Origin of the sequence: Shewanella indica (assembly GCF_002836975.1) — a bacterium.
In the GTDB taxonomy this organism is placed as follows: Bacteria; Pseudomonadota; Gammaproteobacteria; order Enterobacterales; family Shewanellaceae; genus Shewanella; species Shewanella indica.
The window spans coordinates 71142-94480 of the sequence record NZ_NIJK01000018.1; the positions used below are offsets into that span (position 1 = coordinate 71142).

Consider the following 23339-nt stretch of genomic DNA (forward strand, 5'->3'; position numbering starts at 1 on the left):
TATGGCACGTTTCTTTATCGATCGCCCCATCTTCGCATGGGTGATCGCGATTATTATCATGCTGGCGGGTGTCCTGGCCATTAAGGCCCTGCCGGTTTCCCAGTACCCGGATATTGCGCCACCAACCATTGTGGTTGCAGCCAACTATCCAGGTGCGTCGGCCAAAACTGTTGAAGATTCTGTGACCCAGGTGATTGAACAGCGTATGACAGGTCTCGACCATCTGCGCTATATCAAGTCCACCAGTGACAGCTTCGGTAACGCCGAAATCACTCTGACCTTTAACGCCGAGGCGGATCCCGACATCGCCCAGGTTCAGGTACAGAACAAGCTGCAGGCCGCCATGGCTTTGCTGCCTCAGGAAGTAACGGCTCAAGGTGTAAGGGTTAACAAATCCAGCTCCGGCTTCCTGATGGTAGTCGCCTTTATTTCAGATGACGGCTCCATGACCAAGGCCGACCTCGCCGACTACGTGGGTTCCAACGTTCAGGATCCCATGAGTCGTGTACCCGGTGTAGGTGAAACCACCCTGTTCGGTGCCCAGTACTCAATGCGTATCTGGGTCGACCCACTGAAGCTGACCAACTACAACCTAACCACTCTGGATGTAATCGCTGCGATTAAAGAACAGAACGCTCAGGTTTCTGCCGGTCAGTTGGGTGGTGCCCCTGCGGTCCAAGGCCAGGAGTTGAATGCGACTATCTCGGCTCAGAGCCGTCTGCAAACGCCTGAGGAATTCCGCAACATTATCCTCAAGTCGAACCCCTCGGGTGCCAATGTCTATCTGAGTGATGTCGCCAAGGTTGAACTGGGCTCTGAGAGTTATTCCATCGAATCACTCTACAATGGACGCCCTGCCACAGGTCTGGCGATCAAGCTGGCCACTGGTGCCAACGCACTGGATACCGCCGAAGCCGTGCGCGCCAAGGTAGAAGAGATGCGTCCCTTCTTCCCGGCCAGCATGCAGGTGGTGTATCCCTATGACACGACCCCCTTCGTAAAGAACTCCATCGAAGGTGTGGTTCATACTCTGCTGGAAGCCGTGGTACTGGTGTTCGTCATCATGTATCTGTTCCTGCAAAACTTCCGTGCCACCTTGATCCCAACGATTGCGGTGCCGGTAGTATTGCTGGGTACCTTCGCCATCCTGTCCTTCACCGGATTTTCGATTAACACCCTGACCATGTTCGCCATGGTACTGGCCATCGGCCTCTTGGTGGATGATGCCATCGTGGTGGTGGAAAACGTTGAGCGGGTGATGTCCGAAGAGGGGCTCAGCCCCAAGGAAGCGACCAAGAAATCCATGGGCCAGATCACCGGTGCACTGGTAGGTATCGGTCTGACACTGTCAGCAGTGTTTGTACCTATGGCCTTCATGTCCGGCTCTACCGGGGTTATTTACCGTCAGTTCTCCATCACTATCGTATCGGCGATGGCCTTGTCAGTATTGGTGGCAATCATACTGACTCCGGCACTTTGTGCCACTATGCTTAAGCCACTGAAGAAGGGGCATACCCATGCCGAAACCGGCTTCTTCGGCTGGTTTAACCGTAACTTCGATCGCATGACCGGCAAGTACGAAAGTACTGTAGCGACGATTATTAAGCGTTCAGTACGTATGAGCGCCGTCTATCTGGCACTGGTTGTGGCCGTAGGCTGGATCTTTATCCGCATGCCAACCGCCTTCTTGCCGGACGAAGATCAGGGCATGCTGTTTACCCAGACCATACTGCCAACCAACGCCACTCAAGAAAGTACCATGAAGGTACTGGAAAAGGTCTCGGATCAATTCCTGGCAGACGAAAACGTCAAATCGGTTCTGAGTGTGGCGGGCTTCAGTTTCGCCGGTCAGGGGCAGAACATGGGTATCGCCTTCGTCGGGCTGAAAGACTGGTCTGAACGTACAGCTCCAGGCAGTGATGTTCAGGCGGTTGCAGGCCGCGCCATGGCGGTATTCAGCCAGATGAAAGAAGCCTTCGTGTTTGCCTTCGTACCACCTGCAGTAATTGAGCTGGGTACAGCCAACGGTTTTGACCTCTTCCTGCAGGACAAGAATGGTCAAGGACACGAAAAACTGGTTCAAGCCCGTAACCAACTGCTGGGCATGGCGGCTCAAAATCCCAACCTGGTGGGTGTACGCCCCAATGGTCAGGAAGATGCGCCCATGTATCAGCTGCATATAGATCATGCCAAGCTGCGGGCACTGAGTGTCAACATAGGTGATGTCAACAACGTGCTTTCTGCCGCTTGGGGTGGCTCCTATGTCAACGACTTCATCGACCGTGGTCGGGTGAAGAAGGTTTATGTTCAGGCCGATGCCAAATACCGGATGCAACCTGAAGATCTGGATTCCTGGTATGTGCGTAACACCCAGGGAGACATGGTGCCCTTCTCAGCCTTTGCCACCGGCAGCTGGGAGTATGGTTCACCGCGTCTGGAACGCTTCAACGGTCTACCGGCGATGAACATCCAGGGGGCAACAGTTCCGGGCTTCAGTACCGGTGAAGCGATGAACATCATGGAAGACATGGTTAACCAGCTGCCACCAGGCTTTGGTATCGAATGGAACGGCCTCTCCTACGAGGAACGTCTGTCAGGCAACCAGGCGCCTGCACTCTACGCGCTGTCTATCCTGGTGGTATTCCTGGTATTGGCGGCTCTGTATGAAAGCTGGTCCGTTCCTTTCGCGGTAATTCTGGTAGTGCCTCTGGGTATTATCGGTGCCCTAATCGCCATGAATGGCCGTGGCCTGCCAAACGACGTTTTCTTCCAGGTGGGTCTGTTGACCACTGTGGGTCTGGCGACCAAGAACGCCATTCTGATCGTGGAGTTCGCCAAGGAATACTATGAGCAGGGCTCCAAACTTGTCGACGCCACCCTGCACGCAGTACGGGTACGTTTGCGGCCAATTCTAATGACCTCGCTGGCATTCGGTCTCGGGGTTGTACCTCTGGCCGTCAGTACAGGTGTGGGTTCAGGCAGTCAGAATGCCATAGGTACCGGGGTACTGGGTGGTATGATCAGCTCAACCTTCCTGGGTATCTTCTTTATCCCACTCTTCTTCGTGGTGGTAGAGCGCATGTTCAGTAAGCGTGAGCGTGAAGAGCGCAAACTGCGAAAACAGGCCAAATAATTCGCCTGTCACCTCAAAGCCCGGCTGATATGCCGGGCTTTTTGTTGCCTGTTGCAAACCACTTCTATATGGAGCTTCAAAGACTTAACACCTGTTAGGTTCGCATCCGGCTTTAGGACTTGTCATTCCGCCCAAAATGTAAAATTGGTGGGCAACAAAGGGTTAAAGAAGCTGGTCAAGCGCGCCAATAAAGCTTAGGATCTGCACAGAAAACAGCACTTTTTGGAGTAATTCACCTTATGGGTATCAGAGCCATAGTCGTCGACACCGCCGGCACTACGACAGATCTTAACTTTATTCAGGATGTGCTTTTCCCCTATTCGGCCAAGGCATTGCCGGAGTTTTTAGAACGTTATCAAGATAATATTCTGGTAGAAAACTGTATCAGCGACACCAAGGAGATGGCATTGGAACCTGATGCCGATCTGCCGCGGGTAATAGAAATACTCCAGCAGTGGGTTGCAGAAGATCGCAAAGCCACTCCGTTGAAGACGCTGCAGGGCCTGATCTGGAAACAGGGCTATGCCAAGAACGAGTTCACCGGTCACATCTATCCTGACTTCATTGAAGCCATCAAGGAATACAAGGCTCAGGGACTCAGAGTATACAGCTTCTCTTCCGGCTCAGTGGAAGCCCAGAAGCTACTATTCAGCCACAGTGATGGCGGCGATCTGACCGAACTGTTCAACGGTCATTTTGATACCCGCACCGGCGGCAAACTCGACAAGCAAGCCTACTGCAACATTATTAACACCATAAGTCTGAGCCCGAAGCAGATACTGTTTGTCTCGGACATGTTGGACGAACTCAAGGCCGCTGCCGCTGCCGGGCTGATCACCTGTCAGATGGTACGTGAAGCCGGGCAACGCACAGGTGATTTCCGGCAGGTAAAGAGCTTCGCCGAGCTGAAGATTGACTGATAACCGCCTAAGTTAACTGATGAATCAAGGGGAGCCAATGGCTCCCCTTATTGTTTACAACACCTATTCCTTATCCCGGAAAATCAACACCTGTACGGAATGTTGTTCCCCTCTTGAGACAGAGAGGCGCTGTTGTTATCCTGAGCCAACCAAAATAAAACGGTCGTTTAAATATGGAAGATTTTACTCAGCGTTACCCACAGCACTCGCAAATCCCGGTGGCCTGGGGCGAAATGGATGCCCTGCAACACGTCAACAATGTAGTCTATTTCCGCTACTTTGAGAGCGCCAGAATCGACTTCTTCAACCGCCACTTTCCCTTGGGAGAGATGTACAAACAGGGAATGGGGCCGGTAATAAGCGAAAACCAGGCCAGGTACAAGCGCCCGGTTACCTACCCGGATACCCTGTTGATAGGGGTCAAAATCAGCGATATAGGTGAAGACAGGTTTACCATGCATTACGAGGCGTACAGTAAGGCACAGCGAGCCATTACCACTACAGGTAGCTCTGTCGCCGTCATGTACGATTTCAAGAAAGGCACCAAGGCCAAATTACCGCAGGAATTGCTGGCAGTTCTCAAGGAATACCAAGAATAAAGTTGGTGTTCGAGCGAGTCTCTATTACACTTTTTTCCTATTAATAAACACAATAATAAGAGAAAAGCCCCTCAATGAGACTCTTTCTGCTGCTCTTCATGACTTGCTTTATGTGCTTCCAGGTCAAATCTGCACCCGGAGCCACTTCTTCTCCTGAACAGCAACTGGCCTCGGCCAGCGCTATCTTGGTGGACATGAAAACCGGTGAAATCCTCTATGAGGACAACCCGCAGCAGGTACAACCCATCGCCTCCATCACCAAATTGATGACGGCGCTGGTGACGCTGGATGCCAAGTTGCCGCTCAACGAGCGAATTGCAGTGGATGTCAGCCAAACCCAAGTCATGCAAAATGTGGTATCTCGTATCCGTATCGGCAGCGAGCTAAAACGCAAAGAAGCACTGGCGCTGGCATTGATGTCTTCGGAAAATCGCGCCGCCGCGACCCTGGCGCATCACTATCCCGGCGGCTATCCGGCCTTTATCCAGGCGATGAATGCCAAGGCGGAAGAGTTGGGGATGACAGACAGTCACTTTGTTGAACCAACGGGGCTGTCGGAACAAAATGTCTCCAGTGCCAGGGACTTGGTCAAACTGCTGCAAGAGACTAAAAAGTATCCCTTGATAGGCGAGCTGAGCTCGGCCCCCAATCGCAGCGTCACCTTTCGTAAACCCAGATATAACCTGGCGTTTTACAACACTAATCGGCTGGTGAATAAACCAAACTGGCAAATTTCGCTTTCCAAGACGGGTTATACCGATGACGCCGGCCGCTGTCTGGTGATGCTGACCCAAATGGCCAAGCGGGAAGTCGCCTTTGTGGTGCTGGACGCCTTCGGCAAGCTAAGCCATTTGGCCGATGCCAACCGCTTAAAGAAGTGGCTGGAAACCGGCAAAATCAGTCAGGTTCCCCAAGAAGCTCTGGACTATAAACAACAAAAGCAAACAGAGCGTCAATCATTGCTCTCTGCCCGTTAATATTCAAAACCGCCGGTGACCCCGCACAGATTTTTACTTTTGCGCGGTCGCCCCCATGTCGGTATTTGTTATCATCCCGCCACCTTTTAAAGGCCTTTGGCCTTAGCAGTTACTGAGTCAGGAAGATGCAGTCATTTAAAAAGCACACTCTTATCCCGCTGGATCCCCAAGATCCCCTCTCTATAGCTCAAGCCCTGACTCAATACCGACATCAATTGCAGCAAAGCACTATTCTGCGTAAAGGGATGTTCGATATCGAATTTGTCGCCGAGACAGACAGCGGCAACCGCCGCCTGCAGATCGATGATCTGCAAGATTCAGGACTGCGCAGCCTGCTGCAGGAAGCCCTGAGTCAGGGCCCGGATGGCGAAGTATTCATGCTGCCGCCACTCATCAGTGACGAATGTGACCTTTACCTCTCAGAACCTTTGCTGTTCGCCATTGCCATGCAACACCCGCACCTGACCCCCGAACTGCTGGCCACCGCCGAGGCCATGATAGACTTCGCCCGCAGGCACAATGATCTGCAGCGCATGTGGCTGGACGACAGCCGCATTTTCGGGGTCGAGGCCCTGTTTCTGCTGGCCCGGCGCACACCCGAACTGGCCTGGCTATTGGCACGCTTCCTGATCCCCGCCTGGGACAATGTCTACAGCAATGGCTATGAGCAATATATGGCACGGCTGCTCGAGCTCAATGGCTGGAGCCCGGATATGCTGCGGGCCTTTGTCTGGTGCGACAGTGACCATCTGCGCCAGGGCTTCTTCTACAGCGGCGAAACCGGCATTCAGAGTCATCAGCCACTGGCCGACTTCCTCAAGCAAAATCCACAGCAATATCCTCTATTCAAACAGCTGTTGAGCGAGCGTTTACTCAATAGCCCGAAACTGCTCGCCGCCGAAGACCGCCCACTTGGCAGAGTCGATGCCGTGCTGCATGTCTTTGTCAGCATGTACCCGATTGAGTTTGCCTGGTTTGAAGTTGAACAGAGCGAGGGGCTGGATACCCTGCTTGAAAGCCAGTTTATTCGCGTCAGTCTCGAAGAGGAGATAAGCGACCTGCGCGCCGCCATAGAGAGCCAGGCCAGTGGCGCCCTGGCCTGTTACAGATGCGGCAAAACCGAGATCGCCGAAACCGACGCAGATGAACAAGAGGGCAGCTATCAGGATGAGGACGATGAGCGGCCGGGCAGGCTGCTGCGTCTGTTAAAGCCATTGGTACTGGCGCAACCCCAAGGCGCGGCATTGTGGCAATATCTGCATGATGGCCGCCAACCCCAGGCGCTGGCGGCTCAGCAACCAATAGCATTAATTCCCGCCTGTAAGGCCAAAGCCTTGGGGCTCTATCACTATATAGTCGACTACTGCGTTACGGCAGAATCCAATCGACATATTGCCGAAGAGCTGAGCAGTATTCTCAGCGATAGCCGTTATGAACTGCTCTATGGTGATGAAGAAGATGTCGAAGCCTTTGCCGATATTTTGCCATCAAAGAGTCTACCGCAAAGGCAACAGCAGTATTTACGCCTGCTGGATATCTGGTTCGCTTGGCTTGGCAAACCCGAGCTGGAAGAGATCCGCGAAAACCTGGTCGACGATGAAGGACTGCTCGATGATGTCCAATATCTGCAGCGCTACGGCAACCTCAGTGACACCAGTGAGCAGGCGCTGCTCGAGGCGCAACTGGCTAAACTGCTGCAGCAATGGAACGACAAGCGCCAGGTCTACAACCGCCCCTTGTTGAACAAGACCCTGGCCTTATTCCGGCAACACCGGCAGCTTGCCAACCCGGATAACTGGCCACTGAACCAAATGGAGCTCGGCCACTATGTGTTGCTGGCCTTCCTTTGGCAACAGGACTGTCTGGCTGGGTGCCATGACGCCACCAGCCGGGCGCTGAGCGAGAGATTAAACGCTAATAGCCCTTGGGAACTGCTTGCCGGGCAAGTGCTCAAGCAGGCCGCAGACGATGCCAAGCCGCTCAAGGCGTTTATCTGTCGGCCCGAGTCATCTCTTTGTGAGCTTGAGGCGCTGCAACTGGCACAAGACCAGCTCTATCGAAGAGGGCGTGATGATGTTGGCCGCCAATTGACCCTGGAACCCATCAGTGACTTCCAGCCCAAATACCTATTGTTCGACAAACAAGACGGTTTTCGCCGCAGTGCCATGCTGTGCTATTTCCTGCTGGCCTCGCAGCACGTTTTCACTCACTCCTCGACTCAGCCAAATGAGCCGCAAGCACCGGCTCTCATACTGGCCCGGCGCCTGTGGCAATGGCTGCTGGAACTGGCGCCACTCAAGCTCTTGCATTATGCCGCCATGCCTTACAGTGACGATAATTTCGACCCTGAGTTTGACTCTGATACCGAGCGCCAGGGCTTTGTCAGCAGCATGCAATCACTCGGCGTCAGTGAAGCCCTGCTGACAGTGTTTGACTTCCAACTGTCGCTGAGCAGCGGCGATGGCGCCAACACCCTGCGCGCGCTAGCGCAGCTGAGCCCATTGACCCAGGCCTCATCGAGCCAGGCAGATCCACTGCTGCAGGCACTGAGACGACTGCCGGATAGAGAGAAGCTCAATGCCTTCGAACTGCTGGAGCTGCAATTTCCCGGGCAAGGCTTTATCCAACACCCTGAGCTGCAGCGGGAGTGGTCACTCTGCCTCGAGTATTTTATTCGCGACAACCTCAAGAGTTGGCAGCGGGTACTGGCTCAAGACTTTGATGGCCGCTGCCAGTTGCTGGAGCGGGGCATAAAGCAGCCTGTGGTTGCCGCGCCGCAACTTGTGGTTTGCGAGCAGGCCCAAGATGACAGATATGACTGGCTCAATGTCAGCCTGCTTCGGCGTCAGGGTGAAGAGTTGCAGGCATTATTGCTGACCCAAGCGATACCGCCGGAGGGCTTACCCCAAGGTGTTCCGGGCGAGGTGCTGCTGTTTGACGAGAGTGTCAGCGCCGAGGAGATCTTGGCGGCATTCAAGGCCCTGTACTCGGTCGATACCAGGGTCGCCTTGGTCAATGCTCGACTGCAAGCATACCTGAGTGGTGAACTGCCGCTGGCAGCCATGCAAGCCTGCCTGCAACGCCTGTTCGCCCTTGATGAGCTGAGTATCTACTCATCCTTCGAGCGTTATGACCTCAAGCAGTGCCTGTGGCTGCTTCCCACCCCAACCCGGCAGCGACTACTGCAGCTCCTGCTTGGCTACCAATTGGGATTTGAACTGTTCGATAAGCAGCTATTGCGGGCCTTTATGGCCGACAAGGTGCGCCGCGGCGACTGGCCAGCAACGCGATACATAGACAGGAGATACCAGGACAGCGATGAGCTGCAGGAAGCCGCGCTGAGCTGGTTGCTGCAAACCTTGGAGCCGCTGCGGCTTGAGCCGATGAAACTGCTGCGTTTTTGCCTCGGCAAGGGGGAATATGAGGCTCCCTGTGACTGGCTAGTCGCTCAACTGAGAAACGGCACGCTGACGCCCCTTATTACTCAGTTGACTGTCAATGAGAAAATCGAGCTGATCGATTGCCTGGAAGGCGACTATCCCGACGCGGCCGAGTTGCTCTCGGCGCTAGCCAACGATGGCTCCCGCCGGGTCAGAGATGCCATGGCAGGACTAGTCTAACTGTCACCCATGGTAAACAGTGAAGGGCGCGCAGAGACTCTGCATCGAATGGTCTCTGCCGCTCCCCTTCAAACTTCTGAATATGAGAGCATGTATCCGGCAAACAGGCTTGTTATCATCGCCGCCACTATTTCAAGGGTCTAGCCCGCACAGTAACTGAGTCAGGAAGATGCAGTCATTTAAAAAGCACACACTTATCCCGCTGGATCCCCAAAATCCCCTCTCCATAGCGCAAGCCCTGACTCAATACCGACATCAATTGCAGCAAAGCACTATTCTGCGTAAAGGGATGTTCGATATCGAATTTGTCGCCGCGACAGACAGCGGCAACCGCCGCCTGCAGATCGATGATCTGCAAGATTCAGGACTGCGCAGCCTGCTGCAGGAAGCCCTGAGTCTGGGCCCGGATGGCGAAGTATTCACGCTGCCGCCACTCATCAGTGACGAGTGTGACCTCTACCTCTCTGAACCTTTGCTGTTCGCCATTGCCATGCAACACCCTCACCTGACCCCCGAACTGCTGGCCACCGCCGNTGGGCCCGGATGGCGAAGTATTCACGCTGCCGCCACTCATCAGTGACGAGTGTGACCTCTACCTCTCTGAACCTTTGCTGTTCGCCATTGCCATGCAACACCCTCACCTGACCCCCGAACTGCTGGCCACCGCCGATGCCATGATAGCCTTCGCCCGTTGGCACAACGATGTGTACAACATGTGGTTGGATGAAACTCGGATCTTTGGCGTTGAGGCCCTATTCCTGCTGGCTCGGCGAGCCCCTGAACAGGCCTGGCGGTTGGCGCACTTTCTGGTTGCCAACTGGGATAATGAAGACAGCAATGGTTATGAGCAATTCATGGCGAGGCTGCTCAACCTCAATGGCTGGAGTGAGGAGATGTTACGAGCCTTTGTCTGGTGTGACAGTGACCGTTTGCGCCAGGGCTTTTTCTACTCGGATGAAACCGGCATGCAAAGCCATCAGGCTCTGGCCGACTTCCTCAAGCAAAATCCGCAGCGATATCTCCAATTCAAACAACTGCTGAGTGAACGTTTACTGAGTTGTCCCAAACTGCTGGCAACCGAGTGGCGCACAACGGAGACTGACGATCCGGTGCAACTCTTTTTTATCAGCATGTTCCCTGCCGCTATCGACTGGTTTGACGTCCAGGAGAGTGAAGGTCTGGAGACGCTATTACAGAGCCACTTTATTCAGGCTCGGCTCAAAGATGAAATAGATACGCTACGCGCATCACTTGAACGCCAGGCCGATGGCCCTCTGGCTTGCCCGGCCGAGGGGTGGCAGCAAGATGCCGACGACAATGAGGATTATCGCCCCGGACAGATGCTACGCCAATTCAAGCCTCTGGTATTGGCGCAACCCCAGGGAGAAGCCTTGTGGCAATATCTGCAAGATGGCAGTCACCCTCAGGCTCTGGAGGCACAACGGCCGCTGGAGATACTCGCCGCCAGTCAGGCCCATGCCCCTCTGTTACATCAGCATATAGTGGATTACTGCGTTTGGGTTGAATCCAACCAACAGATAATCCATGACTTTTGGTTACTGACTTATGAAATGGCCAACGAGCTACTCGACAGTGATGACGAAGATGCCGCCGACTTTGCCGATATTTTGCCATCAGCGACCCCACAGCAAAGACAACAGCAGTACTTACGCTGGTTGGATATCTGGTTTACTTGGCTTGGCAAACCAGAGCTGGAGGATATACGTGAGCAAGTGGTCGATAAACTGCAACTGCTCGACCAACAGCAGTATTTCCAACGCTTCGGCAATCATTCTTAGCAAAGCGCTTGAGCGTTCCTCTTGAGGGACGCTGAGCTTAAAACTAACTCCCGGTGATAGCGGCGCCGGGCTCACTCCCGCAGCAAAGGCTGCAGACGCTGACGGATCTCTTCCGGGGTATCAGTTCGACTCTGCCTTACTTGTTCCCTCAAAGGACTCTTTAACCAAACACCTCACCAATACCGCAGCCAGAATAGGCCAACGTAGAAGACGCTGGCCTAATGGCAATAGTGGCTGAGCTCGAAAAGTGCTGGTTCACTCATGCAGCAAAGGCAGCAGACGCTGACGGATCTCATCAGGAATAGGTCGACTCTGCTCACAGCTGTAGTCGTAGTGTACCAGGGTGGTCTTGGCTTCGGCGGTCAGCAGCTCTCCCTGCCAACTCTGTTGCAATACTTCGAACGAGCTGTTGCCTATGCGGCTGACCGAGGTCAATACTCTGACTGTCTTACCGTAATAGGTGGGCGCCTTAAAGGCGATGGTGAATCCGGCCACAATCAGGTTCCAGTTAGCCAGATCCAGACCTGGGTTGAAGATTTCGAACACAGGCTCTCTGGCAGCTTCAAACCACACGGGCAGCACAGTGTTATTGATATGGCCCAGGCCATCGGTTTCATTGAATCTGGGTTGAATATCCAGGCTTAACGCTTCCATAGGGTATCCTATTGTTATTATTGTTGATTAAAACTCGCACTTGTCTTTGTCGGCCTTCAGCTTACCATTCATGGCACCTGGCTCAACCATCTTGCCGGTCGCCGTCATCCACTTGAGGTGTCCACGGGGGGCGTAAGCCAGTTCAGAGGCGAGTGAAAATGATGAGAACATCAGGAGAAACAAGCCTGTGAGCCAGCCCTGTTGGAATAGTCCTTCCATATACTGCGTCCTTGAGAAATGGCCTCGGCAACAAGGTCAATCTTGGGCGCCAATACTACAACAGCCAAGATTGAACCTAAAGGAATCAGGATATTAAAAAGGCTGCCCAAGCAGCCTTCTTCGGACTTAACCGCCATACATGGCGTTAATTTCACGGGAATACTTGTGATAGATCATCTTGCGTCTGAGCTTGAGGGTCGGGGTGATTAAACCCGCCTCCATAGAGAAGGCCTCAGGCAACAGGGTAAACTTTTTAATCTGCTCAAAACCCGCCAGTTCCTGTTGCAGGTGTTTGAGCCGTTCTTCAAAATGCTCCACCACATGGCCGTGACGTATCAACTCCAGCGGTGACTCATAACGGATCCCCTTCTGTCTGGCCCAAACCTCCAGAGCTTCAAAGGCAGGAACGATTAGTGCCGTCACATAGTTACGGGCATCGGCGACTACCGCCACCTGTTCGATGAAGGGGCAGCAACCTACTTTGCCTTCGACCCGCTGTGGCGCAATATACTTGCCATTGGAGGTCTTCATCAGCTCTTTGATCCTGTCGGTGATAAACAGATTACCCTGTTCATCCAGGTAACCGGCATCCCCGGTCTTGAGCCAACCATCCTCGAAGGCTTCAGCGGTGTCTTCGGGACGGTTAAAATAACCGCGCATCACGGTATCGCCGCGAACCAAAATCTCATTCTCGGCCCCGAGACGAATTTCCACTTCGGGCATACAGCGACCATTGGAACCTGTCACCCTATTGTCCAATGTATTACAGGTGACGGTTGCCGTGGTTTCTGTCATACCGTAACCACAAAGCACCGGCAGGTTAATGGCAGCAAAGAATGCACTCACTTTAGCATCCAAGGCGGCACCACCACAGGGCATCAACCGCAGACGACCGCCAAGAGCCGCTCTGAGCCGGCGATAAACCAACTTGTCAGCCAAATACCACTGCAATGACAATTTTTTACTGGGTTGAGCCCGGCCCTGCATCACTTCAAACTGGCGTTCGCCCACAGCCAGTGCCCAAGCAAATAACTTGCGATTGCCATTCCCGGCCCGGGTCACTTTATCCTGTACTGCGCTGTAAACCTTCTCCAGGAATCTGGGCACCACACACAAGGTGTGAGGACGCACGGCGGCAATGGCTTCCTTTACCCTATGAGTGTCAGCCAGGTAGACATTTCTGCCACCACGACTGAGTACATAGAAGGTCCAACCGCGCTCATAAACATGGCTCAGAGGCAGGAATACCAAGGAAACCTGATCCGCTTCAAAGGGGATCAATTGGAAATGTTGGCGCATAGCCGAAGCAAAGTTACGTTGATCCAGCATCACCCCCTTGGGATCGCCGGTGGTGCCTGAGGTGTAGATCAGAGTCAGCAGGTCATCCAGAGTGGCATTCTGTTCACGGACAGCCAACTCAGTGCGTGCTTCTTCGGATACAACTTGGTTCAGTAATACATCCAGATGATGATGATGCAGTTTTTCCAAAGTAACATGTTTGTCAAACACCACCACAAATTCCAATGTCGGACACATTGCTTCTAACTGACAAGCCAGTCGATACTGCGCCTTATTGGCCACAAATAAAACTTTTGCGCCGGCATCATTGATGATATAGGCAGCTTGCTTCAGGGTGGAGGTAGGGTAAACCGGCACCACAACGCCACGGGCACGAACGACGCCGACATCGGCGCAAGTCCACTGCGGGCAGTTATGGGACAGGATCACGGCGCGATCCTGAACCTCAAAGCCATTGGCAATCAGGATTCCGGCAATAGCCGCACTGATGCGGTCAAATTCGTTCCAGCTGACCTTATCCCAAGGCGCAGCTATTTCGAAGCCTTCCAGGGCGATATCCTCTGCACGCGCTTCAAGCTGCTGACGCAAGAGATGGGTGATTCTGTACTGCTCTAGAGACATAACTCGGTTTACCTTTTTAGCTTACAGCTGTTCCGCTTTTTGCGATTCTACCCCAAGGCTCAAGTAAACATAAGAGCTTTTGCTCTAGTTTCGTACAGTATCACGCTTCCCCCATAGAGATCAGACCAGTTGTGGTATCAAGGTTCAACGACTCCTGTACGCCATAATCTACGGCTACAACGATGAAACACTACTAGCGCCAATACCAGCATAATCAGGTCAAGGCTCAGCCAAACAACGCTGCCCGAACCTTGTTGTAACCCCCGTGCCAGGCCGGAACTCCAAGTAGAATTGACAATAAACAGCAGCATGACGCCAGCCAGATAGCCTTTCTGGTGGCTGATACTTCCCAGCGCCAGGAGCAGCGCCGAGCCCCAGAGAGCCGCCAGCAATTGGTGCACTCTAGCTAAGCCTTGGGTTTCGCCGACGAACCAATCCAACATCAGGATCAAGGTTAACATCAGCCCCAACAACGCCAGCAATCGGGTTTGACCGCGGGCAAATGCGGCCGTCAACCCAGCAAGTCCAGTATGCCCGGGCAGCAACAGCAATAACTCAGCCCCTCGCCAGCGTTGCAGCCGACTCCAGTGCACCAGGGAGCAGATGAGCATGGCTAACTGGCCGGCGATATAAATCACCGGCAATTGTTTATGCCAACCTAAATTAACAAGTATCAACAGCAGACTGCTGCCCGGCAGCAGGATCAGCAACCAGCTCAAGGTGGGGCCGATGAAAAAATTGACCGGATGCAGCCAGGCTTCCAACCTCAGCAGCGGCGGCCATATCCCCAGCCTTGGGCCTAAAACCCAACCCGCCTCCAGCCCATTGAGATAGATGCTACGCGCCTGTGGGTGCCAGCAAAGCAAGCGTAACTGTCTGGCGAGCATGACCAATAACACTGTCGTTACCAACCACCAGCTCCAGGCGGGTAACAGACGGGCAATGGACTCGCTGATTGGCAAGACCAAGAACAGCAGTACCGACCAGTAAAAACACTTGGGATAGCGCAAACATGCCAGTACAAACGCCAGCCCCAGACTCCAGGCAACACCTTGAATAGCCAAATTCGCAGGTGAAATCGCCAAACAAATAAGCTGAACCAGTATCGCCAGCACTGTGGCCTGCAGCAGTAGCGCCTTTTTAAAACCCGGCACCAATACCAGCCATTCACAGGCGGCCAGACGATTGGATTGCCAGGCAAAGGCGGCACATCCAGAGAGAATTGCCATTGCCTGGAACATCCCGGTCTTGTCGCTATCCCCACTCAACTGTATCACCAGGGCCAAAAACAAGCCCAGCCCGGCCGTTATCAGGAAGCTGACACTGCCGATATCTTTAAGCCATAAGGCAGGGAAAAAAGCCAGCCTCATGGATGCAGCTCCATAAACAGCTGCTCCAGATTCAGGCGGCGGGCATCTATCATGCCGGGCAAGGCCTGCCCCCGATAACCATCCACCACACAGCCGGCACGGGTTGTCGCCAACAGCCGCATGGATTCAGGCAACTGGATGTCACTGTCTGCAGCGAACTTCAACAAACGCACCTCCTCCCTGAGCGCATCTATCTCCTTAAACAGCAGTAATTCCCCTGCTTTCAGCAACGCCAGATGACTGGCGACCCGTTCCAGATCTGAAGTGATATGTGATGAAAACAGTACGGCGGAACCTGATTCCAACGCCAGCTCGAACAGATCAGCCATAAAACGACGTCTGGCAACGGGATCCAGACTGGCCACAGGCTCATCCAACACCAGCAACTGAGGTCGATAGGCCATTGCCATAATGAGCGCCAGAGACTGACGTTGTCCCCCTGAAAGCCGTTGCACCTGAGCTTTGAGATCCAGACCGAAACGCTGCAACCATTGTTGCTGCAACTCCATGTCCCACTGAGGATAGAAACTGCTGTGCATGGCCAGCGCCCGCTCGACACTGAACCCCTCATAACCGAAGGGCTGCTGCGGCACATAGCCCAAACGCTGCTTACGGCCTGAATCCAGCTGCTGCGGCGCCTGTCCCAGAGTCGTCACCAGGCCACTGTCACAGGGAATGATCCCAAGCGCAATACGCATCAGGGTCGATTTACCGGCGCCATTGGCACCAAGCAGCCCTACCACCATCCCTGGCTCCAACTGCAGATCTACCGCGGTTAACACAGATTTGCCGTCGAAGCTCTTGTCGACCTTAGTGAAACACAATAATGACCCGGCTGGCTGTTCCATACTTTTTCCCTGTTATTCCTTGGTTTGGGGCCAATATTTGACTACCAGCTGCTGCAGCCCCTGCTGCGACAACCCCAACTGTTGCGCCGTCACCAACAAGTCTTCAAGCTGCGGCGTTATTATGGCCTCGGCCGATAGACTCTGATGAGCCTGACGCAGGGCTACCCGGGTTGCCTGGCCGCGTCGCCGCTCCAGCCATCCCTGCTCCACCAACTGCTGCACCGCCCTGGAAACTGTCATGGGGTTTACAGCCAGATGCTCAGCCATCTGCCGCACCGAGGGCAATACGGTTTCCTCGGGCAGCTGACCGCCGACGATCAGATGAATAATCTGCTCGCTCAATTGGCGGTAGATGGGGTCGCCGCTGCTGGGGTTGACATTCAATAGTTCTAACATTAGCCTTGAAACACTGTATTAATACATTGATACAGTAATTAAACTAACACAATCCGGCAGGAATGCCAAAAAGGGACACAAGCATGAAGCAAAGGAACTTTGGCCAACAATACTGGCCTGCCGTAACCAGCATGCTGTTGTTGGCACTGGGGCTCTGTTGGACGCCGCTGAGTCAGGCACAGACAGCTTCCGAAAGCACGGGCTGTTATATCGACGGTCTATCTGAGCGTCTGCGTTGCGGCACAATTCGAGTCGCGGAGGATCCGCAAAAACCCGATGGCCGCCAGTTGGCAATCCACTATGCCGTCTTGCCGGCCATCAAGAATACCGCCCCCGATGAAGCCGTATTGGCCATTTCAGGTGGGCCGGGACAGTCGGCCATCGAAAATGCCGCCACCTTCAACCTGATCTTAAGCAAAGTGCGTCAAAACCGGGACATATTGCTGATAGATCAGCGCGGCACCGGCCAGTCCAACGCCCTTGAATGTGCAGCGTTGGATTTGGAACAAACCCTGGCCTATAACGACGAAGCACTGGATGTCGAACAGGAAACCCGTAACTGCCTGAGCAAGTTGGATGCCGATATCAGCCAATACGGCAGCGAGCAAGCATTGCACGACTTCGAAGCGGTTCGCCGGCATCTGGGTTATCAGAAACTGCACCTTTATGGCATCTCCTACGGCAGCCGCATGGCCCAGCTCTATATGCGCCACTATCCAGAGGTCCTTGAGACAGTGACCCTAGATGGCGTCGTGCCTATGCAGCAGAGTGTGCTGGCCATAGGCGCCGCCATTGGCCGAGCCCAGGATCTGCTGCTGAGCGATTGTGAGCAGGACGCTTTGTGCGCTCAAACCTACCCAAAGTTGCGTCAGGAACTGAACCAACTGGCCGAGCGCCTGGGGCAACATGCGGTGATGAAGAAGGTGCCTCATCCGGTAACCGGCGATATCGCCATGCTGACCCTGACCCGTAGCAAGCTGCTCGGCAGCCTGAGAATGGCGCTCTACAGCCCCTCGGTCAGAGCCTTGCTGCCCTACGCCATCCACCGGGCGGCAATGGAGGAATACCAACCCCTGCTGGGGCTGATGGCTCTCAGTGTCGATAGCACAGGTATCGCCATGGGCATGCACGCCGCCGTGGTTTGCGGTGAAGATTGGCCCAGATTGACCGCCGCCGAGCGTCAACAGGCCGAGGCCAGCGTCATAGGCAAAGAGATGCTCAGCAGCCTGGACAGAAGCTGCCCTATCTGGAATGTCCCTGCCGCGGCGGCCACCTTTGCCGAGCCGATAACCAGCGATATCCCCACCCTGCTGCTTTCCGGAGCCAAGGACCCCGCCACGCCGCCATCCTGGGGCGAGCTGGCCATGGCCCAGTTGAGCAACGCCAGACACTTGATCTCCCCCTATGCCACCCATGGTGTTGCCGCCCAGTCCTGCGCCAATGAGCTGATCGCCGAGCTGGTCAAGGGCACGGCGCCGGACAAGTTGGATGGCGAGTGTCTCAACAAAGATGTGCGTCGCAGTTTCTATCTCAACGCCAGCACAGTGGAAGCCATTCCAGGAGGAACAAAATGATCAAGGTGACCAATCTGAGTAAGCGCATTGGCAAGGTTCAAGCCCTGGATGGCCTGAGTTTCAGCGCCGAAGATGGCATGATTACCGGCCTGCTCGGCCCCAATGGCGCAGGCAAGACTACCTGCCTGCGCACTGTGTTTGGCCTGTTGAAACCGGACGAAGGCATAGCCGAAGTCGACGGCATAGATGTCGGTCGCAATCCGCTGGCGGCCAAGCAGCAACTGGGGTTGTTTCCGGATCCCTTCGGCCTCTATGAACGCCTGAGTCCGAGGGAATATATTCGTTTCTTCGCCGAACTCAGCGGCATGCCGAGCAAGGCCGCCAAGCAGGCGACTGCCGATGTGCTCGGCAAACTCAAGATGGACGATATTGCCGACCGCCACTGCAAGGGCTTTTCCCAGGGGCAGCGGATGAAGACGGCGCTGGCTCAGGCCATAGTGCATCAACCTACCAATATTATTCTCGACGAACCCACCCGCGGGCTGGATGTGATGAGCACCCGGGTTCTGCGGGAGCTGCTGTTGGATCTCAAACGCCAGGGCCACTGTGTGTTGTTCTCCAGCCATGTGATGCAGGAGGTCGCCGCCCTCTGTGACAAGGTGATAGTCATGACCCAGGGACGCGTAGTGGCCGTTGGCAGCCCGACCGATCTATGCCGTCAAACCGGTAAGGAGTCATTGGAAGATGCCTTTATACAACTGATAGGCACGGATGAGGGGATAGCCGCATGATGAGTCGACTCTTGACACTGGTTCGCAAGGAACTGCTGGATGCCGCCCGCGACAAGCGTTCTGTAATGGCAGGTCTCTACTATGCCATAGGCACGCCGTTGATCATGTGCGGTCTGTTTGTGGTGCTGATTGGTCAGCTCTCCAGCCCGGATGATCTGCAAATTCGCATAGACAACGCCGAACAGGCGCCGGATCTGGTGCGCTATCTCGGCCAGAAGGGGATAAATCAGGACAGCGGCGAGCAGGCAGGCGCTCTGATACTGCAGATAAGCGAGCAATATCGGGCGCAGATGGCCAAAGGCGAAAGGGCCGAGGTGATCCTGATAGCCGACAACTCGGATGAAAAGCTGCAGAAATCGATTCGCCGTCTGGAGCGGGCGCTGCAGGGTTATTCCTCCGAAATGGGCAGCCTGCGCCTACTGGCCCGCGGTATAGATCCCAGGATAATGCAGCCGATTAAGGTGCAATTGCAGGATCAGGCCACGCCAGACTCCAAGGGCGGAATGATCCTCGGGATCGCCATTTTCACCATGATCTACTCGGTATTTATTTCCGGGATGAATCTGGCGATAGATACCAGTGCCGGCGAACGTGAACGCAACTCATTGGCGCTACTGCTGAGTCACCCTGTCACCCCGAGGCAATTGGTGATCTCCAAGCTGCTGGCGGTAACTGTGTTTGCCATGCTGGGCTTGATGCTGATTTTGCTGATCTCCAAGTTTGCCTATCCCATGGTGCCTTGGCAGGAGCTCGGCTTCAGCATCAGTATCAGCGCCGAGTTTATTGCCCTGATGCTGTTAATAGGCTTGCCGGTCGCCCTGCTGGCCGCCAGCATGCAGCTGTTTGTGTCCTTCCTGGCCAAGACCTTCAAGGAAGCCCAGTCCTATCTGACCATAGTACTGTTCGTGCCCTTGGCCCTGGCAATGACCGCCAGCTACGACATAGCACCGGACACCTTGCAGTGGTTGCCGGTCTCGGGGCAGCAACAGGCACTGATGGCTTTTATCAAGGGTAAGGAGTTGCCGCTGCTGCAGCTATTGGTATCCAGCTTGCTGACGTTGGCAATCGCCGCCGCCCTGGTGCTGGGACTGGAACGCTCACTCAAGAGCGAAAAGGTGGTGTTCGGCCTCTGATTCCCTCCCAAGCCGCAAAAGAAAAGGCAAGCCGAGATTCAATATTGGCTTGCCTTTCGATTGCCGAAACCCCGAAACCCGTCCCCCGAAACCCAAGGGTATCGGCCGGGTAAAAACCGGGTTGGCTTATTTCGCCTTGGGACGAAACGGCTTAATCACTGTCTCGTCGCATTCGAGGAAGGGGCCTTCCATCAAATCGATGCAGTAAGGAATCGCCGGGAATACCGCATCCAGGCACTCACGAATCGACTTGGGCTTACCCGGTAAGTTGACTATCAGGGTGTCATCTCTCAACCCGGCGGTTTGCCGTGACAAAATCGCTGTCGGAACAAACTTGAGTGACTCGGCGCGCATCAGCTCGCCAAAGCCAGGCATCATACGATCGCACACGGCTTCGGTCGCCTCGGGCGTAACATCGCGCTTGGCCGGCCCTGTGCCCCCTGTGGTCACCACCAGACAACAGCCGTCTTCATCGGCCATCCGCTTGAGGGTGGCTTCAATCACCGCCCTCTCGTCCGGGATCACTTCATAAACACTTTCCCACTCACTGGTGAGATAAGCATTGAGAGTCTCTATGATCGCCTTACCGGAAATGTCTTCATAGACTCCGGCGCTGGCACGGTCACTAACGGTTACTATCCCGATTTTGGCTTTGGCCATGCTGTTCCCCTTGGCAAAAATACTTGTGTTGCAGTGGCGCCTAACATACCACAATTAGGCTTTGCTGCCCCCATCAGCGGGAGCATTTTGTCGTCTCGGGGTCGGGAGTCTCAAGAGGCTTGGTTCTCAAGCGGTGCCAGGCGCTCAACGCCAGCAAATACAGGGTTGCCACCACAAACGCCAGCACAGTTCCCCAGACAATGCCGAGCCGCGGATAGAGCCAGCTCACCGCAATCACATAACACATGAGCGACCCCAGGCCTCTGGGATAATGCTTGATAATGGTTTGCGCCTGCGGCGCACCATAGGCCAGATGAATGATTAACAAAAACGGATAAAGCGTAATGGGGAAGGCGGCCAGAATACCGGCCTGAGCCGGCGTCAGCAGTTTGGCCGCTGCCGTGACCAACAGCACTATTATGGCGGCTGCCGCAGCCCTAAGCAGCAATACCAGTGGGCTGAGTCGAACGGGCTTGGCTACTGTAGCGTCCGGTATTTTGGCAAGCACCAAACCCACAAGCACAATCGCCAGCAGCAGCGCCAGGCTTCCGCCGAGGAGATTAAGATTCAACAGACTCAGAAGATAGCCACTGAGGCCAAAGGCCAGCAATCCCAGGCCTGACCCCAGCAGTGCCACTAACGGCAGTGGCCGCCCACCGCCGAGACGAATACCCAGGGCATAACCACAAATCAGCAGCAACGAAGCGATAAAACCGGACAAGGCCGCGGTAGCACTGGCGGCAGCAAAGGGTTCACCCAATTCAATGCCGATAAAAAACAGTGCGATAGCCGTACCAAGCGGATAGCCGGACAAAATACCCGCCACTCTGGGGCTGACCCGCTCAGCCACCAGCGACAGGCCCACCACGGCTATGATGGCGGTAGCTATTTTGGCGAGTAACAGGCTATCCATCTCCCTTCTCCCGACACTAGAGCAGGCGCCTGGCCTGCCAATACTTTTGCTTCCAGTAGCTGTTATCTAACGATGAGATCATCACCCCCTGACTGGTAGAGGCGTGCATAAACTCATTGTTGCCTATATAGATCCCCACATGGCGGCTACTCCAGCCAGTCTTGAAGAACAGAAGATCGCCCACCTTGAGCTGGCTTTTCTTGACCGCGAACCCCAGCTTGCGCTGTTCCTCCACTGTGCGCGGCAGCATGATGTCGCTCAATCGCCGGTAAGTCAGGCTGACAAAGCCCGAACAGTCGACACCTCGCTTGCTCATGCCTCCCAAACGATAGGGAACCCCATGCCATTCTCGCTGCATCGTCAGCAGCCGCTGCTGTGACAGGGGCACTTGCTCATATCGCTTGGCTTCGGACTCTGTGCCCACTTGGGGCTTAGCCACTGTAGCCGGAGCGGAAACAGGCTCGGGACGACCGGAACAGCCACTCAGGGCGCCCAACAACAGGAATGTCGCCAATATCTGCCACAGCTGCATGCACTTTCCAACTCAGATGCCATTGAAGAACCCCTAATGTGCAATAAGCCGCCGCTATTTGCAAAATCTGTGGTTAACATTGAGTTTTCCTCGGCCAATAAAGCAGATATATCAACTGAGCTAAGAGGTTTTCATTTAAACCGGCATGCCAAAGAATCACAGCGACCAAAGCTCTAGCCAAGCGGAAGAGCTTCCCTTCAGGAACTATACTCAGCAAGATCCCGTAAGGAGGTTGTTATGCCTAAATTCATCATTGAAAGAGACTTACCCGGAGCCGGAGGTTTATCCACGGCAGAGTTTCGTGAAATCTCACAAAAGTCCTGTGCCGTGTTGGAAGATATGGGGCCGAAGGTCCAGTGGGTAGAGAGCTTTGTGACCCCAGATAAGATCTACTGCGTTTACATAGCCCCCAATGAGACACTGGTGCGTGAACATGCGGAAAGGGGCGGTTTTCCTATCAATGCCGTCAATGAGGTGAAACGTTCAATCGACCCAACGACGGCGGAGTAACTCAAAAGGGACTTTGCTTATTCAAAGTCCCTTGTATCCTCAAGGACACCCCAACGTAGCCGAAATCCCCGCTCAAAAGACAGAAAGACAGGACAGCCATATCTTTTTGATGTTTCACACAGCCTTGACTAGGCTTTGAAATACCCATCAAAGCTCAGTCGAGGTTGGTTATGACCACAGCCCGTCGCCAGTTGATAGATGCTGAAAGTACGCCCTTTTACCACGTGATTAACCGTTGCGTCAGAAGGGCATTTTTGTGTGGTGAAGATGCACTGTCGGGGCGCAGTTACGAGCATAGACGTGGCTGGATAGTGGATAAAATCAGGCAGTTGTCGTCAATATTCTGCATCGACGTTTGCGCTTATGCGGTTATGAGTAATCACTACCATTTGGTGCTCAAGAAAAAGACAGGACAGCCATATCTTTTTGATGTTTCGCACAGCCTCGACTAGGCTTTGAAATACCCATCAAAGCTCAGTCGAGGTTGGTTATGACCACAGCTCGTCGTCAGTTGATAGACGCCGAAAGACAGGACAGCCATATCTTTTTGATGTTTCGCCCAGGCTTGACTAGGCTTTGAAATACCCATCAAAGCTCAGTCGAGGTTGGTTATGACCACAGCTCGTCGTCAGTTGATAGACGCCGAAAGACAGGACAGCCATATCTTTTTGATGTTTCGCCCAGGCTTGACTAGGCTTTGAAATACCCATCAAAGCTCAGTCGAGGTTGGTTATGACCACAGCTCGTCGTCAGTTGATAGATGCAGAAAGTACGCCCTTTTACCACGTGATTAACCGTTGCGTGAGAAGGGCATTTTTGTGTGGTGAAGAT

19 protein-coding genes and 2 pseudogenes are annotated in these 23339 nt (G+C 54.2%); 12 read left to right on the forward strand and 9 right to left on the reverse strand.

Annotated features, from left to right (window positions below; translation table 11 throughout):
- Position 1 precedes the first annotated feature (1 nt).
- The 6 genes from CX650_RS04135 (at position 2) to CX650_RS04165 (ending at position 11048) form a co-directional block, all read left to right on the forward strand.
- The gene (locus CX650_RS04135; protein ID WP_101095091.1) at positions 2 to 3133 is read left to right on the forward strand and encodes an efflux RND transporter permease subunit; all 3132 of its coding nucleotides are present in this window, start codon (positions 2 to 4) and stop codon (positions 3131 to 3133) included.
- A gap of 239 nt (positions 3134 to 3372) precedes the next feature.
- The gene (gene mtnC / locus CX650_RS04140) at positions 3373 to 4053 is read left to right on the forward strand and encodes an acireductone synthase (RefSeq protein WP_101095092.1); all 681 of its coding nucleotides are present in this window, start codon (positions 3373 to 3375) and stop codon (positions 4051 to 4053) included.
- A gap of 173 nt (positions 4054 to 4226) precedes the next feature.
- Positions 4227 to 4652, forward strand: coding sequence for an acyl-CoA thioesterase (locus CX650_RS04145; protein ID WP_039034587.1), 426 nt, complete (start codon positions 4227 to 4229; stop codon positions 4650 to 4652).
- Between the two features lie 74 nt (positions 4653 to 4726).
- Positions 4727 to 5629: a D-alanyl-D-alanine endopeptidase gene (gene pbpG / locus CX650_RS04150; RefSeq protein WP_082014298.1), complete on the forward strand. Its 903-nt coding sequence runs from the start codon at positions 4727 to 4729 to the stop codon at positions 5627 to 5629.
- 125 nt (positions 5630 to 5754) lie between these two features.
- Positions 5755 to 9249 carry a hypothetical protein gene (locus CX650_RS04155; protein WP_101095093.1) on the forward strand — a complete coding sequence of 1165 codons (3495 nt, stop codon included), beginning with the start codon at positions 5755 to 5757 and terminating at the stop codon, positions 9247 to 9249.
- Between the two features lie 626 nt (positions 9250 to 9875).
- Entirely contained in the window at positions 9876 to 11048 is a 1173-nt protein-coding gene (locus CX650_RS04165) for a hypothetical protein (RefSeq protein WP_157822989.1), read from the forward strand.
- A 255-nt stretch (positions 11049 to 11303) separates the two neighbouring features.
- On the opposite strand, the gene CX650_RS04170 is transcribed toward CX650_RS04165, so the two are convergent.
- From CX650_RS04170 to CX650_RS04195, 6 genes are all read right to left on the reverse strand, one after another.
- Positions 11304 to 11702 (reverse strand): acyl-CoA thioesterase, encoded by a 399-nt coding sequence (locus CX650_RS04170; RefSeq protein ID WP_101095096.1) that lies wholly within the window; start codon positions 11700 to 11702, stop codon positions 11304 to 11306.
- Between the two features lie 27 nt (positions 11703 to 11729).
- On the reverse strand, positions 11730 to 11921 hold the full coding sequence (locus CX650_RS04175; protein ID WP_101095097.1) for a hypothetical protein: 192 nt from the start codon (positions 11919 to 11921) through the stop codon (positions 11730 to 11732).
- Positions 11922 to 12047: 126 nt separating this feature from the next.
- The gene (locus CX650_RS04180) at positions 12048 to 13841 is read right to left on the reverse strand and encodes an AMP-dependent synthetase/ligase (protein ID WP_101095098.1); all 1794 of its coding nucleotides are present in this window, start codon (positions 13839 to 13841) and stop codon (positions 12048 to 12050) included.
- A 137-nt stretch (positions 13842 to 13978) separates the two neighbouring features.
- The gene (locus tag CX650_RS04185; protein WP_101095099.1) at positions 13979 to 15211 is read right to left on the reverse strand and encodes a hypothetical protein; all 1233 of its coding nucleotides are present in this window, start codon (positions 15209 to 15211) and stop codon (positions 13979 to 13981) included.
- Positions 15208 to 16059, reverse strand: a complete 852-nt coding sequence (locus CX650_RS04190) for an ABC transporter ATP-binding protein (protein ID WP_101095100.1) — start codon at positions 16057 to 16059, stop codon at positions 15208 to 15210. Before CX650_RS04190 ends, CX650_RS04185 begins: the two co-directional genes overlap by 4 nt.
- 12 nt (positions 16060 to 16071) lie before the next feature.
- Positions 16072 to 16455 carry a GntR family transcriptional regulator gene (locus CX650_RS04195; RefSeq protein WP_039034579.1) on the reverse strand — a complete coding sequence of 128 codons (384 nt, stop codon included), beginning with the start codon at positions 16453 to 16455 and terminating at the stop codon, positions 16072 to 16074.
- A gap of 131 nt (positions 16456 to 16586) precedes the next feature.
- Here CX650_RS04195 and CX650_RS04200 point away from each other — a divergent pair, with 131 nt between their 5' ends.
- Genes CX650_RS04200 through CX650_RS04210 form a run of 3 tightly spaced genes read left to right on the forward strand, consistent with a single transcriptional unit; the run spans position 16587 to position 19893 of the window.
- Positions 16587 to 18029, forward strand: a complete 1443-nt coding sequence (locus CX650_RS04200; RefSeq protein ID WP_229800081.1) for an alpha/beta hydrolase — start codon at positions 16587 to 16589, stop codon at positions 18027 to 18029.
- The gene (locus CX650_RS04205; RefSeq protein WP_025888473.1) at positions 18026 to 18760 is read left to right on the forward strand and encodes an ABC transporter ATP-binding protein; all 735 of its coding nucleotides are present in this window, start codon (positions 18026 to 18028) and stop codon (positions 18758 to 18760) included. The genes CX650_RS04200 and CX650_RS04205 overlap by 4 nt, the downstream gene beginning before the upstream one ends.
- Positions 18757 to 19893: an ABC transporter permease gene (locus tag CX650_RS04210; protein WP_372584299.1), complete on the forward strand. Its 1137-nt coding sequence runs from the start codon at positions 18757 to 18759 to the stop codon at positions 19891 to 19893. Before CX650_RS04205 ends, CX650_RS04210 begins: the two co-directional genes overlap by 4 nt.
- 126 nt (positions 19894 to 20019) lie before the next feature.
- Here CX650_RS04210 and mog read toward each other — a convergent pair whose 3' ends face one another.
- From mog to CX650_RS04225, 3 genes are all read right to left on the reverse strand, one after another.
- On the reverse strand, positions 20020 to 20553 hold the full coding sequence (gene mog / locus CX650_RS04215) for a molybdopterin adenylyltransferase (RefSeq protein WP_025009110.1): 534 nt from the start codon (positions 20551 to 20553) through the stop codon (positions 20020 to 20022).
- Positions 20554 to 20626: 73 nt separating this feature from the next.
- Positions 20627 to 21466 (reverse strand): hypothetical protein, encoded by an 840-nt coding sequence (locus CX650_RS04220; RefSeq protein ID WP_052248132.1) that lies wholly within the window; start codon positions 21464 to 21466, stop codon positions 20627 to 20629.
- 16 nt (positions 21467 to 21482) lie between these two features.
- A complete protein-coding gene (locus tag CX650_RS04225; protein ID WP_101095102.1) occupies positions 21483 to 21998 on the reverse strand; it encodes an NlpC/P60 family protein in 516 nt (171 codons plus the stop codon).
- 237 nt (positions 21999 to 22235) lie between these two features.
- On the opposite strand from CX650_RS04225, the gene CX650_RS04230 reads away from it, so the two are divergent.
- The 3 genes and pseudogenes from CX650_RS04230 to CX650_RS04240 form a co-directional block, all read left to right on the forward strand.
- Complete coding sequence (locus CX650_RS04230; protein WP_071476313.1) at positions 22236 to 22508, forward strand: DUF4242 domain-containing protein; 273 nt, start codon at positions 22236 to 22238, stop codon at positions 22506 to 22508.
- Between the two features lie 170 nt (positions 22509 to 22678).
- Positions 22679 to 22909 (forward strand): annotated as a pseudogene (locus CX650_RS04235) (transposase); the annotation flags it as partial.
- A 331-nt stretch (positions 22910 to 23240) separates the two neighbouring features.
- Positions 23241 to 23339: pseudogene (locus CX650_RS04240) on the forward strand (alpha-amylase family glycosyl hydrolase); the annotation flags it as partial.

What these genes read in the sequence shown, in the direction of transcription:
- CX650_RS04135 (WP_101095091.1), top strand. Translation starts at nt 2, where the DNA reads ATGGCACGTTTCTTTATCGATCGCCCCATCTTCGCATGGGTGATCGCG.
- mtnC (WP_101095092.1), top strand. Translation starts at nt 3,373, where the DNA reads ATGGGTATCAGAGCCATAGTCGTCGACACCGCCGGCACTACGACAGAT.
- CX650_RS04145 (WP_039034587.1), top strand. Translation starts at nt 4,227, where the DNA reads ATGGAAGATTTTACTCAGCGTTACCCACAGCACTCGCAAATCCCGGTG.
- pbpG (WP_082014298.1), top strand. Translation starts at nt 4,727, where the DNA reads ATGAGACTCTTTCTGCTGCTCTTCATGACTTGCTTTATGTGCTTCCAG.
- CX650_RS04155 (WP_101095093.1), top strand. Translation starts at nt 5,755, where the DNA reads ATGCAGTCATTTAAAAAGCACACTCTTATCCCGCTGGATCCCCAAGAT.
- CX650_RS04165 (WP_157822989.1), top strand. Translation starts at nt 9,876, where the DNA reads ATGCAACACCCTCACCTGACCCCCGAACTGCTGGCCACCGCCGATGCC.
- CX650_RS04170 (WP_101095096.1), bottom strand. Translation starts at nt 11,702, where the DNA reads ATGGAAGCGTTAAGCCTGGATATTCAACCCAGATTCAATGAAACCGAT.
- CX650_RS04175 (WP_101095097.1), bottom strand. Translation starts at nt 11,921, where the DNA reads ATGGAAGGACTATTCCAACAGGGCTGGCTCACAGGCTTGTTTCTCCTG.
- CX650_RS04180 (WP_101095098.1), bottom strand. Translation starts at nt 13,841, where the DNA reads ATGTCTCTAGAGCAGTACAGAATCACCCATCTCTTGCGTCAGCAGCTT.
- CX650_RS04185 (WP_101095099.1), bottom strand. Translation starts at nt 15,211, where the DNA reads ATGAGGCTGGCTTTTTTCCCTGCCTTATGGCTTAAAGATATCGGCAGT.
- CX650_RS04190 (WP_101095100.1), bottom strand. Translation starts at nt 16,059, where the DNA reads ATGGAACAGCCAGCCGGGTCATTATTGTGTTTCACTAAGGTCGACAAG.
- CX650_RS04195 (WP_039034579.1), bottom strand. Translation starts at nt 16,455, where the DNA reads ATGTTAGAACTATTGAATGTCAACCCCAGCAGCGGCGACCCCATCTAC.
- CX650_RS04200 (WP_229800081.1), top strand. Translation starts at nt 16,587, where the DNA reads ATGCTGTTGTTGGCACTGGGGCTCTGTTGGACGCCGCTGAGTCAGGCA.
- CX650_RS04205 (WP_025888473.1), top strand. Translation starts at nt 18,026, where the DNA reads ATGATCAAGGTGACCAATCTGAGTAAGCGCATTGGCAAGGTTCAAGCC.
- CX650_RS04210 (WP_372584299.1), top strand. Translation starts at nt 18,757, where the DNA reads ATGATGAGTCGACTCTTGACACTGGTTCGCAAGGAACTGCTGGATGCC.
- mog (WP_025009110.1), bottom strand. Translation starts at nt 20,553, where the DNA reads ATGGCCAAAGCCAAAATCGGGATAGTAACCGTTAGTGACCGTGCCAGC.
- CX650_RS04220 (WP_052248132.1), bottom strand. Translation starts at nt 21,466, where the DNA reads ATGGATAGCCTGTTACTCGCCAAAATAGCTACCGCCATCATAGCCGTG.
- CX650_RS04225 (WP_101095102.1), bottom strand. Translation starts at nt 21,998, where the DNA reads ATGCAGCTGTGGCAGATATTGGCGACATTCCTGTTGTTGGGCGCCCTG.
- CX650_RS04230 (WP_071476313.1), top strand. Translation starts at nt 22,236, where the DNA reads ATGCCTAAATTCATCATTGAAAGAGACTTACCCGGAGCCGGAGGTTTA.